Source organism: Mucilaginibacter sp. Mucisp86, assembly GCF_047324315.1.
In the GTDB taxonomy this organism is placed as follows: domain Bacteria; phylum Bacteroidota; class Bacteroidia; order Sphingobacteriales; family Sphingobacteriaceae; genus Mucilaginibacter.
This window is the reverse complement of sequence record NZ_CP168503.1, coordinates 5,489,494-5,502,616: the sequence shown is the minus strand read 5'-3', so window position 1 is coordinate 5,502,616 and position 13,123 is coordinate 5,489,494. Positions and strand designations below refer to the sequence as shown.

Below are 13,123 nucleotides of genomic sequence, written 5' to 3'. Positions count from 1 at the left end.
TTTTATACTTGCTATCTTGATCTTATTCAAACACACTCTTCGCCTTTTTAATCGTTTTCTCCAGGTCGATACCTTTTGCCAGTACACCTTTAAAAAGATCGCCGGTTTCCTTAAGGCGGTCTATCGAATTGAAAATGGTAAAATCTTTCATGGTAAGTCCAGGTTTAACCTCGTCCCAATGTAAGGGCATAGAAACAGTAGCGCCCGGTTTAGGCCGCAATGAATACGGACCGGCAATGGTAGCCCCCGGGCGGTTCTGCAGAAAATCGAGGTACATTTTACCTTTCCGGTTTGCTACCATGCGTTCCAGACTGGTATAACCCGGAATTTGTTTATGCACAATATCTACAACAAGCCGTGCGAATAGCTGCGACTGATCATAATCATACTTAGCACCCAGCGGAATATAAATATGCATCCCTGTTGAGCCCGACGTTTTGCAGCATGACGGTACATCCACTACGTCCAATACTTTTTTCACCTCCAAAGCGGCTTCAATAACCTGGTCGAAGGTATTTTTATCAGGATCGAGGTCTATCACGCAATAATCCGGGTTATCCGGCGATTTCACCCGGCTAAACCAGGGGTTCATTTCAATGCATCCTAATGAGGCCATCCAAAGTAAATATGATTCATCAGAGCCTACCAAATATTCCTTATGCTCCCCTTCCCCATTGGTATACGGAAAAGTTTTGGTGACCCAGTCCGGGGCTTTGCCTTTCACATCCTTTTGATAAAAGGATGGGCCATGTATCCCATTAGGAAACCTGTTGAGCGACATTGGCCTGTCTTTTAAGTATGGTAAAATATAATCTGCAACCTGGTAATAATAGTTGAACATATCCCGCTTGGTTACACCATCTTCGGGCCAGTAAATTTTACTCAGGTGGGTAAACTTGAGTTCATGTCCGCAAATTTCACGCACCTGGGTTTCATCTTTAGGGTTAAGCAGGGTTTTACGACTGGTATCTTTCACGGGTTTAATGGCTTTGGCATGTTTATCAATATCTGCACTTTCGGCTTCTGCTACCGTTTCATCAGTATGTTTAGGAGTTTCCAAGACTACATCTTTTGCTTTCTTATCGGTACGCATCCCTTTAAAAGAAGCTTGCCGGAACACGCCGTCCCCCGTTACTTCTGCAAAGGCAACTTCACAAACCAGTTCGGGTTTAAGCCAGGTTGGCTTTGCGCCCAAACGCTGCGGCCTGAACCGCGATGGCTTATCCACATCCGGCTCCACCTCAAACGGGCTTTTATTTATGATAATGGGCTTAAACTGCTCCATCATTTCTTTTTGCAGTTTATCAGAAAAACCGGTGCCCACTTTGCCGGCGTACTGTAGCTCGCCTTTATCATCATATAAAGCAAGCACCAAAGCACTAAACGATTTGGAAGTACCTGCGTTTTTGGTAAACCCCGCAATGATCACTTCCTGCCTGCGGTGCACCTTTATTTTAAGCCACTCCTTTGAGCGGAGATCAGAAGTATAAACACTGCTTGCTTTTTTGGCGATGATACCCTCTAAGCCTATGCGTTCAGCAGCATTAAAAAACTCGATGCCGCCGGTATCAAAAACCTTACTTTGCCGGATACGATCGTCATTTGTGGGGAGGATGGATGTCAATATGGCCTGGCGCTGTTTAAGGGGTAAATCCATCAGGTTTTTACCTTCATACCAAAGGATATCGAACACGTAATAAACCAAATTGCCATCAGCCTCGCTTCGCCAGTTTTGCAGGGCTCCAAAGTCGGAGATTCCTTTATCGTTCAATACCAGGATCTCGCCATCAATCACTGCGTTGATTTGCCAGTTTTTCAGTAATTTATTGATCGGATAATATTTGTCGAAAGGCAGATTATTACGGGAGATAAGCTCCGCTCGCTTTTTGTCGATCACTGCAATAGCCCTGTAACCATCCCATTTAACCTCGTAAAGCCAGTCGGGATCATCAAAAGGCTCATCAACCAAAGTAGCCTTCATCGGCTTTATATTGGTTGGTGCTTTTGATTTGGGAACTTTTTTTAGTAAAGCTTCAACATCAAATTCCTCCGCTTCATTGGTATCAACTTTGCTCTCCAGTTCTTCTACCGGTTTGTTCAGGACTTTTTCTTTACTTTCCTTTTTAGGTTTTTCTAAATCTTCTTCATGTCCGTGCTGCCAAACCTTTTCGCTGGTTTTCTCCATACTTTCGATGCTTTTGCCTGATAGAATGGATTTATCCTTTTTGGTAACATCCTTAACTGAAGCAAACTTATCGTTATGCTTAATCAGCAACCAGCCATTTTCGCCCATGCCATGGGTTTTAACCAGTGCAAATTCGCCTTCCAGCTTTTCTCCGTGAAGTTTGATCTTTACCGAACCGGCTTCGAGTTGTTTAAGCAGGTATTTTTCCTGGGCTTTTTTCCCTTTGATCTCTTCAATTGGCTCATAGGTACCTTCGTCCCAAACAATAACAGTACCACCGCCATATTCGCCTTTGGGGATAATGCCTTCAAAATTCCGATAGTCAAAAGGGTGATCTTCAACCATCATGGCGAGGCGCTTTACTTTAGGATCGGTTGAAGGCCCTTTGGGAATAGCCCAGCTTTTAAGCACACCATCCATCTCCAGCCTGAAATCATAATGTAAACGCGAAGCATCATGCTTCTGGATCACGAACATCAAGTGATCCTTATCCTTGCTTCTGCCCGCTTTAGGCTCTTTGGTTTTGCTGAAATCGCGTTTCTCTACATACTTTTCCAGGCTCATATTGGTGATTTTTTATTTGCTGTTTAAATATTTGGCTACTGCTGCCGCCGAATTTCCAACGGCACGCACCGCTGTTTTTAATCGCTCAGGGCGAACACCAAATTTGTTTGCCCAATATTCAACTTCATAATTTTCGCTGGTATTAATGAGGCTGTTGTCGGGCCATCCTGCTTTACTCCTGTTGTCCATGATTAGTTTTATAACTGAATAAAATATTAACAGATACTCCCTGACAAAGGTTTGAGTATTAATTAATAAATTGTTATAATAAAATTTATCGGTATTGCACCTAATCCCAACCGTCGCTTTGTTCGGTATAATTTGGCATGATCATATAAACGAGCACTGCAAGGCAAACAAGCAACACAAAACGGGTTATCCAGAATATGCACATTTCCATAGTTGTTTCTTTACATGTTTTTAATTTGGGTTTGTTATAAGGGCGTATGCACAGAACATGCCATCAATTCAACTATTTGATTATAAGCAGTTTAAAATCAAATCATCAAATCAAAACTCACTATATTTCGGGTATTTACGCTTATACTAACGATTATTGGTAGCAAAAAACCAATCCTGTTATAAGGGACATAATGAATTTTTCCATCACAGCCAAGGCAACACCAAACAACAAAGCCTGAAAATCGGGTGTCAATTTTCAGGCTTTTAGATAAATAAGATAAAGATATGTTACTCCCTTCGCTGTTGATACTATTACAGAGGGATTCAATAATTATTATGTCCTGATCAATTTACGAGTGGCGGCGTACATAAAGCTTCAACAACAAGTAGTCCTTTGTCACCATCCATTGTTTCGATGGTATGGATATACTTATATGTTTGGGTTAACTGGTCAAAAGCTTCATCAATAACATTGATGTTGAGGTCGGTAATCGAAAAATCCTCGCAGTTTTGAACACAACGTAACCTTTGATTGTTTATTTGCGAAAAATCATTGATATAACCTTTGCCATGCAGATCTATAACCCATTTGGTTAAAGTTCGATTAAGCTTTTTGCAGGTTTTTACATTTTTCATAGCGCTGATTTTTAATTGATTACCCCTGTTTCCTGGCATAGTTCATCAAAAGTTATGAACTAATATTCCGGCAAATGTTGTTCATTTTATCCGTTTTTGGCCAACAATCGAACCAAACACACAACACACTAACAAACAGAAAGTTAAGTAAATTTAATTAAAATTCAATAGCTATATTTCGCAAAAAAACCAAACACATAACGATATATAGCCAAAACACAATCAACTATATATCAAGCACATAAAACTGTTATACAACAAAACCGGATAGCAACAGCTTGAGAACTGATGATACCCGGTTTGGTTATAGAAGATAAAATTATTCTGATTAAGCTTTTACGTTACTTCTGCCGGCCTTATGCCCTATGGTTGAATAATATAAAATGAATAGGTAAATAGGGATAAGCATGATATACGCTGACTGCGCCGAAAACTTCTCTGAAAAATAGCCGTACAGCGGAGGTAAAACTGCACCACCGGCAATACCCATAACTAACAATGATGATGCTATTTTGGTAAACCTGCCCAAACCAGCTAATGCAAGCGGCCATATTGCCGGCCACATTAACGAGTTGGCTAAACCAAGCAATGCAATACAGAATACCGATGCATAACCATGGGTAAGCAAGGTTGCCAGTGTTAAAAGGATACCCAAAATTGCCGAGGCTACCAATGCCTTTTGTTGTGTTATCAGTTTCGGGATACAAAAAACACCAACAAGATAACCTACTATCATCGAGATCAAAGTACACGATGTAAAAAATTTGGCTGTTGACAACGGAATATGCTGCGAAGTACCATAAAGCGAAATTGAATCGCCTGCAATAACCTCAGCCCCTACATAAACAAACAAGGTTGCCACGCCAAGCATCAGATGCGGGAATTGTACAATACTTGTTTTATTAGTGTTTGCCGCAGCTACGGTTTCGTCTTCATGCTCGGTGTTAATCTCCGGCAGTGATGAAAAATAAATAAGGATAGCCAGTAAAATTAAAACAACTACCATAATACCGTAAGGCAATATTACCCTTGACGCCAGCTGGTTAAGTTCCAGCGCTTTTTCACCGGCACTTAAAGTTTTAAGCTTTTCAGTTATTGAATCAATATTGGCAAGTACGACAGTACCCAGGATAACCGGGGCTAAAGCACCGGCAATTTTGTTACAGATCCCCATGATGCTGATCCGCCTCGCGGCAGTTTCGGCAGGGCCTAAAATGGTGATATATGGGTTCGATGCTGTTTGCAGTACCGTTAAACCTGTACCCTGAACAAACAAACCAATCAAAAATATGCCGTAAGTACGGGTCATCGCGGCGGGTATAAATATCAATGCCCCAATTGCCATTACAAACAGACCTATGGCCATACCGTTTTTAAAACCAAATTTTTTGATGGTTTTGCCCGCGGGGATCCCCATTACAACGTAAGCAATATAAAAAGCGGTGGTTACAAAATAAGCTTCCTTGGTACTAAGTTCACAGGCTATTTTTAAATAAGGAATGAGTGTACCATTCATCCAGGTTACAAAACCAAAAATGAAGAATAAAGCACCGATAATTACAATCGGGTTTATCGCTGTTTTTTTTACCGGCGATTCGATTACTGTTGCTGTTTGGGCCATATTAGTTTGTTTTGATTAGAGATATTTTAATTTAATTGAACTTTATCGTACCGAAAAACTTAGACAGGTGAAAATCGGGTACGGGGCTATCGATATTATTCCAGCTTATAAAATGCGGTTCGGGCAATTCATCGCCGCATTTAAAAAAGTTTGCCTTGCTTGTAATTCCTTCCAATGTTTTAATATCATGATAAATAAAAACGGAAAAAGGGACCAATAAGGTTAACTCCCATGCGTTAAGCCCTGTTGCATCCTGCGCCCAATTGATATTGCTTAGTGACTTTATGTCCCTCACTTTATCATCAGGTATACCCAGCCTTCCGTTACGGTCTTTACCGAAGCCAACCAACGCTGTTCCGAGGGTATTAAACTCCATATTATAGTAATTCCCATCATCACCCAAACCTAAAAAAAACTCTACGCAGCTATCTTTATAAACAGGATCGTTTACGGCTGTATAAGTTGCCCGGGTATGCTGTTCCTTTACAAAATATTTTAGCGCTATACTGTTATTAACATGGGCTATTGAAAAACTAACCGACGGAAAATAGCCGGTATCCGTCCATAAAAGATTATCGATACCGTGCTTTTGTTCCCGGTTGAGTAAAGCGGACAACTCGTCGAGGTTATTTTCATTGTAATTACCCGGAATAAACGGGACGCAAACTTCCTTCACAGCTATTTTATAAATATTTCAGTTTCAATTTACCAAAAACTCACCTTTAGCCAAAAGCTAACACCGAATTAACAGGTAAACGTTAATTATTTTACCAAAATAAACAAAAAGTTTATAAATTATTTAAAAATCTATTTTTACTTATTAAAAAAATATAAAAACTTTTTAATCCTTGCGCTTGCCTGCGAAGCCCCCTGCAATTTCTCTTTCAATTCTGCTTAATAATTAGCTACCTTGTACTAACCAATTTGTTATGAAAAGAAAAACTTTCATTCAACTAAGTACTACCTTAATGGCATCTCCCCTACTATCATCTCTTGAATCATTCGCGCAACAACCTCGCCTGCAAAACTGGTCGGGTAATTTAACTTACAGCACGGGCAATGTATTTTACCCAAAATCGGTTGAAGAAGTACAGCAGCTTATTAAAAAACACGATAAAATAAAGGCACTGGGTACACGACATTGCTTCAATAACATTGCCGATAGTAAAGACAACCTGCTCTCAACCCGCGATCTTAACAAAGTGGTATCTATCGACAGGCAAAACCACACCGTTACTGTAGAAGGCGGCATAAAATATGGAGAACTTGCACCTTATCTTCATAAAGAAGGCTTCGCCCTGCATAACCTTGCGTCGCTGCCGCATATATCAGTAGCAGGGTCAATTACTACTGCAACACATGGCTCGGGCGTAAAAAACGGCAATCTTTCAAGTGCAGTGATGGGCCTGGAAATTGTTAAGGCCAATGGCAGTATTGTTCACCTTTCAAAAACCAAAGATGCGGCTAAGCTGAATGCCGCTGTGGTGGGGCTTGGGGCATTGGGTGTAATCACCAAAGTTACACTGCAAATACAGCCAACTTACATGATGAAACAACATGTTTTTACCGAGCTGCCTATGAGTGAGCTAAAGCAGCATTTTGAAAAAATTGTTTCGGCAGGATATAGCGTAAGCCTGTTTACCGACTGGCAAAGCGACCATATTAACGAGGTTTGGATAAAAAGCCGGATAGGTACAGATAAAGACGAAAACCTGAAAGAATTTTACGGGGCAAAAGCAGCTACAAAAAACCTGCACCCGATTATAGGGCTCTCTGCCGAAAACTGTACCGAGCAAATGGGGGTTCCGGGACCATGGTATGAACGCCTACCACATTTTAAAATGGGCTTTACCCCAAGCAGCGGAAAAGAGCTGCAATCAGAGTTTTTTATTCCGTTTAACCATGCAGTTGAAGCTATTGAAGCGGTAGCCAAATTGGGCAAGCAAATAGGCCCTCACCTTTTCATCACCGAGATCCGCACTATTGCCGCCGATGATCTTTGGATGAGCCCTGCCCATAATCAAAAATCAGTGGCTATCCACTTTACCTGGAAACAAGAAACAGAAGCCGTACTGAAATTACTTCCCCAAATTGAACGGGAACTTTCGCCGTTTAAAGCAAGACCGCACTGGGGCAAAATTTTCACTATACCAGCTAAAACATTAGCAGCTCGTTACGAAAAAATGGATGCCTTTAAAGCTGTGGTAGCCGAATATGACCCGCATGGGAAATTCCGGAACCAGTTTTTATCAAACGAACTTTATAATTCCTGAAACTAAAGCTTATGGCTGCTGCCTGCGGGGACGTTTTGCTCTTACCGGGGCCGCAGCTTCCTGCTGTTCAAATCTATTGTTATTTTCGCGCGGAAAGCGGGGTTTGTTGTATCCCTGCGGTTTTACTTTATTAAACCCTGGCTTATTAGGCTTGGTAAATTGCTGTTGCCTTTGTTGTGGCTGATGTTTTTGCTCTGCTATCCTAACGCTTATTTCACGTTCATCAATAGTAGCACCGTTCATAGCGTCAATTGCCCGCTGGGCTCCCGCTTCGTCGGTCATTTCTAAAAAACCATAACCTTTACTTATGCCACTGTCTTTATCGGTAATTATCCGCACGGTGCTTACCGTGCCATAAGCACTGAACAGTTCAACAAGTTCAATTTCTTCCATGTCTCGCGGAAAACCCACGATAAAAAGTTTAACCATACTATACTTTGTAATTGCAACAAGTAACCAGTGAGCAAATATAATGCACAAAAATGGTTTAGCCTATTGCTCAACGGTCAGTTGGGTGCTTATTTATAAAAAAAGCATTCCGTTTTTTTTACGGAACGCCAATTTTACACAAATTGTATACTTAAACTGTACTGAATTGAACCTATTCTGAGCTAATTTCTTCATTTTATCATTTCATCTCATATTCAAACATTTGCTTTTGAACTAATGAACGAAAATTTAGATATTACCAGTAGACAAGACCTCTTTTCAGCACATCTGCGCTCAACAGATCGTTATTATTAACTGGCCGGTCATAGTATTGTATGCAGAATGTCATTTACAACCTGATGGTTTGATTTTATCTTGTCCACGTTCTTAAAATTCGTGAATCGTTGGTCATCAGCCCAAATTTGCCGACAAAATTCCCCACAGTTTCCCAATAACTAACTGATGTTGCTAATTTTATTTTGCCTTGCGGATATAGAGACTGCCAAAAGTAGTTTTCATCAATAATTCGGGGCCACCGCCGGCTATTTTTCCGTAAACCCAATCCTCCATCTTCAGGCTGTACATTCCTTTTTCACCTGTATTTTTGGTAACAACCGGTTTGCGCTGTTCAGTAACTACATCAAAATCGGTAAAAATATCACCCTGGTCTGATTTTAACTTCACATTAGCCTTAAGACTTGCCGGGAACGTAACATCGACTTTGCCGTTAAGTGTTGAAAAGGCCATAGCGGCTTTTGCATCAATGCTTTTAAAGGTAACTTCCACATTGCCATTAACCGTGTTGGCTACAACAGACCCTGAAATATTGTTCAGTTTAATATAACCGTTAACATTCCTGATTTCCAGATCACCGTTTAGATTGGTAGCATTGATATTACCATTATTTACGGTCGACAGCTTTACACTGGTACTATTCATGGGGACTTTAATAGTCAAATTAGTAGTTTTATTGGGGCTGCCATGAATATTTACCTGATTATTATTTTCCTGTGCCTGCACATCTAAATTATTCCCGGCAAATAAACGCTTCATTCCTCCGGGAGCTGCTTCTCTTTCACGATGCTTTCTTTCTTCACCCTGTGCATCAATAATAATATCTTTACCCTCATAGCCGGTCACTGTTATGGAACCATTAACCAAGCTTATATCCAGCTTATAAGGTTTCCCCGGCTCGCTCAAAGGCACAACCAGCTGCCCTTTATCTTCCTGTGCCCAAAGCCTCGCGCTCAGCAGCACAGTTAGCATCAATATTCCTGTAAATCTTATCGTTTTCATGTTTTTATCTTTTATTGTTGTTTTTTGATATAAATATTTCCATTGAGGGTTTCAAACTTAAACAGCTTCCCTCCCGCCCCTATGCGCACGCCATTGTTTTTACTGAGTTTATAAGTAGTGCCTGCACCACTTTTTGATTCGGTTTTACTTACCCGGGTAGGCAATACTTCGGCGTCCGGAAAATCCGTATAAAATTGACCGTTCATGCTTTTAAATTCCAGATCGGCAGCTAAATTGCCCGGATAAGTTACTTCGAGCTTCCCGTTAAGCGTATAGTAACTTGAAGCATCCGGCGGTACCGACAGGTAAGTTACGCTAAGCGGTCCGTTGATGGTATGTGCACTGGTTGTGCCTTTAGCATTGGCTATAGTAATACCACCATTTACGTTATTAACTTTTAAGGCGCCGTAAACATCTTTAACTTCAACATTACCATCGTTTACTGTAGATACGCAGAGGTTCATGCCATAAGGTACTTTTACGGTGTATTCCAGTTTTACGGTATAGTGAACATGCCTGTGCTCCTCGTCCCTGTTCCAATTGCGGCGCGGGCGGCTGTCATAAGGCTCAGCTGTGTAAGCAATTATGCTATCAGCTTTCTGTTCAAACCCCAGTTTAAATTCCTTTTTACCTTGCTCCACATCAGATGCCTCGTTACCCCGGATGGTTTCATCTATCTCGATAGATACCTGGTTGCCTGAATATCCCTGCACGCTTATGGATCCAAAAACATTGTAAATAGCCAGGGTGGTACCTGAAGCCGCTCCCTGCAAAGTGAACTGTTTGCTAACATGTTCCTTAAAATCCTGGGCATGGGCAGAAAGTTGGGCAAGGCAAAGCCCGAGACCTGTTAAAACAGGTATTAGTGATCTTTTCATGATTTGGTTTATTTTTTAAATTAGTTGGGTTATTGTTTGTTTGATCTTGTCGCGTACGCCATGATCAAGGTCTTTTTGTTTTAATAACTCCCTGAATGAACCCACGGATCTTTTTTCCTGCAGTTTAAGCATCACATCGGCAATAGCCAGTTGCATCAGCGGCGAATCCTGCTCAACTATTGATTTGATGAGGCCTTCCCTTACCTCCGCGTGACCGGCAAGATGGGTTAATGCATCAAGTGTGCTCAGGCGTACATTTACATTAGGGTCGTTATTCAGCGTAGCTAATAAAGCATCGATCACCTGCTTATCGGCATGTTTGATCTCGCTGGTATAGCTTACCCCCCTGATTCGTTCAGATGCCGAAGGGTTTTCAAGCAGGGCCAGCATCATAGTTTGTTTAAGCTCGTGTACCTGCGAGCTTAGGGCTTTTAATTGTTTATCCTGATCATCGCTTTTGCTTTTTCCGAAAAACAGGTAACCAGCTCCAACTAAAAGCACAACCATTGCCAGGTTATAGGCCATTGGCCAGCGTGGCTGCCATTCCCAGATGCGGCTTACCTGGTATTTGACATCAGCCCATAAGCTCCTTTGCTCCTTTACAGATTCTTTATAAGTATCAAGCATCGCATAAAACTTCACACTCATGTTGGCCGATGGTTCGGGTGTTTCAATTTGCCCCATGTGGCCCCATAGCTGCTGCAAAGCCTGCAACTCATTGCGGCAACTGTCGCAGCCCGATATATGTTGTTCCAGCGCCCCCTTTTCTTCGGCATTTAATTCTTTGTTTATCCAACCGGTAAACAGTTCTTCATATAGCTCACATTTCATCTTATACTGTTTTATCGTTCCATTTTTACATAAATACTTTTAAGCTCCTGCATAGCCCGGTGAATGCGCACTTTTACTGTACCTTCGGTCATGCCCAGTATTTCGGCAATCTCCTGGCATTTTAACTCCTGAAACCGGCTCAGGGCCAAAATCTCCCGCTGACTTTCGCTTAACTTTTCCATGGCCCGGTGCAGCTCGGCCTTGGCTTGCTTTTTTTCAAAAGCTTCGTCGGGTACCAGGCCCCCGGCTATGGTTTCGGCAGCTTCCACACCCTCGTGCTGTACCTGCTGCTTGTTTTTGCGCCAATGATCTTTTAAAACGTTGCGTGCGATGGAGTACATCCAGTGTATATATTCGCCGGTACCGGTAAAGGTGTGCCGGTATTTAAGCATTTTATAAAACACTTGCTGCACCATGTCTTCGCTCAGTTCGCGCTGATAGGTCATGTGGAACAGAAAGCCGTACAGCTGCCGATTGTAGCGTTCAAAGAGCATACCCATCCTGTCAAGGTCGCCGGCTTTCACCTTTAGCATAATGGCATTGTCTGTAAGCGTGTTCAATCAGTTTGTAATTATGTAATATACCTTAAGTACTTCGGCGGCATAAAATGGTTACAGAAAATTTTTATTTTTTTTCGGGAGGTGCAATTGCAGATCAAACTTAACAGAAATTTAAACCAAAAAGGCGATTGGTTTGAAGCGTTATTAACTAACTTTATAACAACAATTAAAACCATAAGATCATGACCACCACCGAAGTAGCAGAAAAATTAGTACAGTATTGCCGCGAGGGCCAGCATACCCAGGCTATTGATGAACTTTATGCAGATAATATTGTGAGCCGTGAGCCAAAGGGTTCGCCAATGGAACTTACCGAGGGCAAAGAGGCTGTTAAAGGCAAAACAGAATACTGGTATGCCTCGGTACAGGAAGTACACAGCGGCGAGGTATCTGACCCGATTGTTACCGGTAACTTTTTTGCGGTAACTATGGATATGGATGTTACCTATAAAGAAGGCGGCCGTATGCCGATGAATGAAATAGCGGTTTATGAAGTAAAAGATGGAAAAATTATAGCCGAGCAGTTTTTTTATAACATGGGCTAAGAACACCTAACCAATAATAAGCAACAAAGGCCTTCGCTCTCCGCAAAGGCCTTTTGTTTTTTAATCGGGGTAGTAAAAATTAAAAAGTGGTCATGTTATACATTTCAATTTGCTGACCGGTATTGCTTGAACCGCCATACCAATGATTTGTGCCTACAAAGTAATACCAGTTGTTCCAGTAAGTGCCGCTGTTGTTGGTGAGGGTGAATTTATATGTCCCATCCACATAAAAATCAACCTGGTGCACATTACCTGAACGGGCCTGGCATTTAAAAGTATGGTAACCGTTATCGCCCACAGATATTACCTGGGTAATGTACTGCCCGCCTCCCTGTAAATACCCTTTCAGGGCATTGTCATTCAGGGTTTTCACGAAACCCATTTCATTACCATTCCACTGCGAAACATTATCGCACAGGAAAACTGCCTGCTCACTTGCCGAACTGGAAGCGCTTGTACCACCTTTAAAGCAACCATTAAACTGAAGCCCGGTAGCGTTTTGCCCTGTGCTTTGTTGCGCCGCATCAATATCGGTACTGCAATTACCTACCGGAACACAAATACCATTGGTTCCCGAAATGTTATAGGGTGCACCATTACAGGTTCCCCATAAACTAAAACCGCTTTGAGGAACAGCGGCCCGCGGCGCTGTGGTGTTGCCATTGGTTGCGGCAGGTTTGCCTGCGTCTTTGCTACAGGCCGATACGAGGGTTAAAAGCAGCAGCGAGCTGCCAAACATCAGTTTGCTTAATTGTTTTTTCATAATTTGATTTAATTAATTGGTTTTAATAATTAACTAAAGCTATGCACATCAATAAACTTACAATTACACTGGCATTTCATTTAAGTACACCATAATTTCAAAAAGTGTATATATCCATAAAACAAAAACGGGAGGCTCTT

13 protein-coding genes are annotated in these 13,123 nt (G+C 41.6%); 2 read left to right on the top strand and 11 right to left on the bottom strand.

Annotation, left to right across the window (positions count from 1 at the left end):
• Positions 1-22: 22 nt before the first annotated feature.
• The 5 genes from ligD to ACEN9X_RS23100 form a co-directional block, all read right to left on the bottom strand.
• Entirely contained in the window at positions 23-2,749 is a 2,727-nt protein-coding gene (ligD, locus tag ACEN9X_RS23120) for a DNA ligase D (RefSeq protein WP_413667367.1), read from the bottom strand.
• A gap of 12 nt (positions 2,750-2,761) precedes the next feature.
• The gene (locus ACEN9X_RS23115; protein WP_413667366.1) at positions 2,762-2,938 is read right to left on the bottom strand and encodes a DUF3606 domain-containing protein; all 177 of its coding nucleotides are present in this window, start codon (positions 2,936-2,938) and stop codon (positions 2,762-2,764) included.
• A 558-nt stretch (positions 2,939-3,496) separates the two neighbouring features.
• Positions 3,497-3,787, bottom strand: a complete 291-nt coding sequence (locus ACEN9X_RS23110; RefSeq protein WP_091211483.1) for a hypothetical protein — start codon at positions 3,785-3,787, stop codon at positions 3,497-3,499.
• Positions 3,788-4,115: 328 nt separating this feature from the next.
• The gene (locus tag ACEN9X_RS23105; RefSeq protein WP_413667365.1) at positions 4,116-5,408 is read right to left on the bottom strand and encodes a sugar MFS transporter; all 1,293 of its coding nucleotides are present in this window, start codon (positions 5,406-5,408) and stop codon (positions 4,116-4,118) included.
• A gap of 31 nt (positions 5,409-5,439) precedes the next feature.
• Complete coding sequence (locus ACEN9X_RS23100) at positions 5,440-6,084, bottom strand: carbohydrate-binding family 9-like protein (RefSeq protein WP_413667364.1); 645 nt, start codon at positions 6,082-6,084, stop codon at positions 5,440-5,442.
• 253 nt (positions 6,085-6,337) lie between these two features.
• Between ACEN9X_RS23100 and ACEN9X_RS23095 the strand changes: the two genes are divergently transcribed.
• Positions 6,338-7,681 carry an FAD-binding protein gene (locus tag ACEN9X_RS23095; RefSeq protein ID WP_413667363.1) on the top strand — a complete coding sequence of 448 codons (1,344 nt, stop codon included), beginning with the start codon at positions 6,338-6,340 and terminating at the stop codon, positions 7,679-7,681.
• Positions 7,682-7,690: 9 nt separating this feature from the next.
• On the opposite strand, the gene ACEN9X_RS23090 is transcribed toward ACEN9X_RS23095, so the two are convergent.
• From ACEN9X_RS23090 to ACEN9X_RS23070, 5 genes are all read right to left on the bottom strand, one after another.
• Entirely contained in the window at positions 7,691-8,110 is a 420-nt protein-coding gene (locus tag ACEN9X_RS23090; RefSeq protein ID WP_413667362.1) for an RNA recognition motif domain-containing protein, read from the bottom strand.
• Positions 8,111-8,584: 474 nt separating this feature from the next.
• Positions 8,585-9,406 carry a DUF4097 family beta strand repeat-containing protein gene (locus ACEN9X_RS23085; RefSeq protein WP_413667361.1) on the bottom strand — a complete coding sequence of 274 codons (822 nt, stop codon included), beginning with the start codon at positions 9,404-9,406 and terminating at the stop codon, positions 8,585-8,587.
• An 11-nt stretch (positions 9,407-9,417) separates the two neighbouring features.
• Entirely contained in the window at positions 9,418-10,284 is an 867-nt protein-coding gene (locus tag ACEN9X_RS23080) for a hypothetical protein (RefSeq protein WP_413667360.1), read from the bottom strand.
• Positions 10,285-10,299: 15 nt separating this feature from the next.
• The gene (locus ACEN9X_RS23075) at positions 10,300-11,115 is read right to left on the bottom strand and encodes a zf-HC2 domain-containing protein (RefSeq protein WP_413667359.1); all 816 of its coding nucleotides are present in this window, start codon (positions 11,113-11,115) and stop codon (positions 10,300-10,302) included.
• Positions 11,116-11,126: 11 nt separating this feature from the next.
• Positions 11,127-11,675, bottom strand: coding sequence for an RNA polymerase sigma factor (locus tag ACEN9X_RS23070; RefSeq protein WP_208864721.1), 549 nt, complete (start codon positions 11,673-11,675; stop codon positions 11,127-11,129).
• A gap of 182 nt (positions 11,676-11,857) precedes the next feature.
• Between ACEN9X_RS23070 and ACEN9X_RS23065 the strand changes: the two genes are divergently transcribed.
• On the top strand, positions 11,858-12,220 hold the full coding sequence (locus ACEN9X_RS23065; protein WP_377022052.1) for a SnoaL-like domain-containing protein: 363 nt from the start codon (positions 11,858-11,860) through the stop codon (positions 12,218-12,220).
• A gap of 79 nt (positions 12,221-12,299) precedes the next feature.
• On the opposite strand, the gene ACEN9X_RS23060 is transcribed toward ACEN9X_RS23065, so the two are convergent.
• A complete protein-coding gene (locus tag ACEN9X_RS23060) occupies positions 12,300-12,983 on the bottom strand; it encodes a hypothetical protein (RefSeq protein WP_413667358.1) in 684 nt (227 codons plus the stop codon).
• Between the last annotated feature and the right edge of the window lie 140 nt (positions 12,984-13,123).

Bases quoted from the DNA above. Each gene is read 5' to 3' on its own strand.
- ACEN9X_RS23090 (WP_413667362.1), bottom strand. From the start codon at position 8,110: ATGGTTAAACTTTTTATCGTGGGTTTTCCGCGAGACATGGAAGAAATT.
- ACEN9X_RS23115 (WP_413667366.1), bottom strand. From the start codon at position 2,938: ATGGACAACAGGAGTAAAGCAGGATGGCCCGACAACAGCCTCATTAAT.
- ligD (WP_413667367.1), bottom strand. From the start codon at position 2,749: ATGAGCCTGGAAAAGTATGTAGAGAAACGCGATTTCAGCAAAACCAAA.
- ACEN9X_RS23075 (WP_413667359.1), bottom strand. From the start codon at position 11,115: ATGAAATGTGAGCTATATGAAGAACTGTTTACCGGTTGGATAAACAAA.
- ACEN9X_RS23095 (WP_413667363.1), top strand. From the start codon at position 6,338: ATGAAAAGAAAAACTTTCATTCAACTAAGTACTACCTTAATGGCATCT.
- ACEN9X_RS23060 (WP_413667358.1), bottom strand. From the start codon at position 12,983: ATGAAAAAACAATTAAGCAAACTGATGTTTGGCAGCTCGCTGCTGCTT.
- ACEN9X_RS23080 (WP_413667360.1), bottom strand. From the start codon at position 10,284: ATGAAAAGATCACTAATACCTGTTTTAACAGGTCTCGGGCTTTGCCTT.
- ACEN9X_RS23065 (WP_377022052.1), top strand. From the start codon at position 11,858: ATGACCACCACCGAAGTAGCAGAAAAATTAGTACAGTATTGCCGCGAG.
- ACEN9X_RS23085 (WP_413667361.1), bottom strand. From the start codon at position 9,406: ATGAAAACGATAAGATTTACAGGAATATTGATGCTAACTGTGCTGCTG.
- ACEN9X_RS23105 (WP_413667365.1), bottom strand. From the start codon at position 5,408: ATGGCCCAAACAGCAACAGTAATCGAATCGCCGGTAAAAAAAACAGCG.
- ACEN9X_RS23110 (WP_091211483.1), bottom strand. From the start codon at position 3,787: ATGAAAAATGTAAAAACCTGCAAAAAGCTTAATCGAACTTTAACCAAA.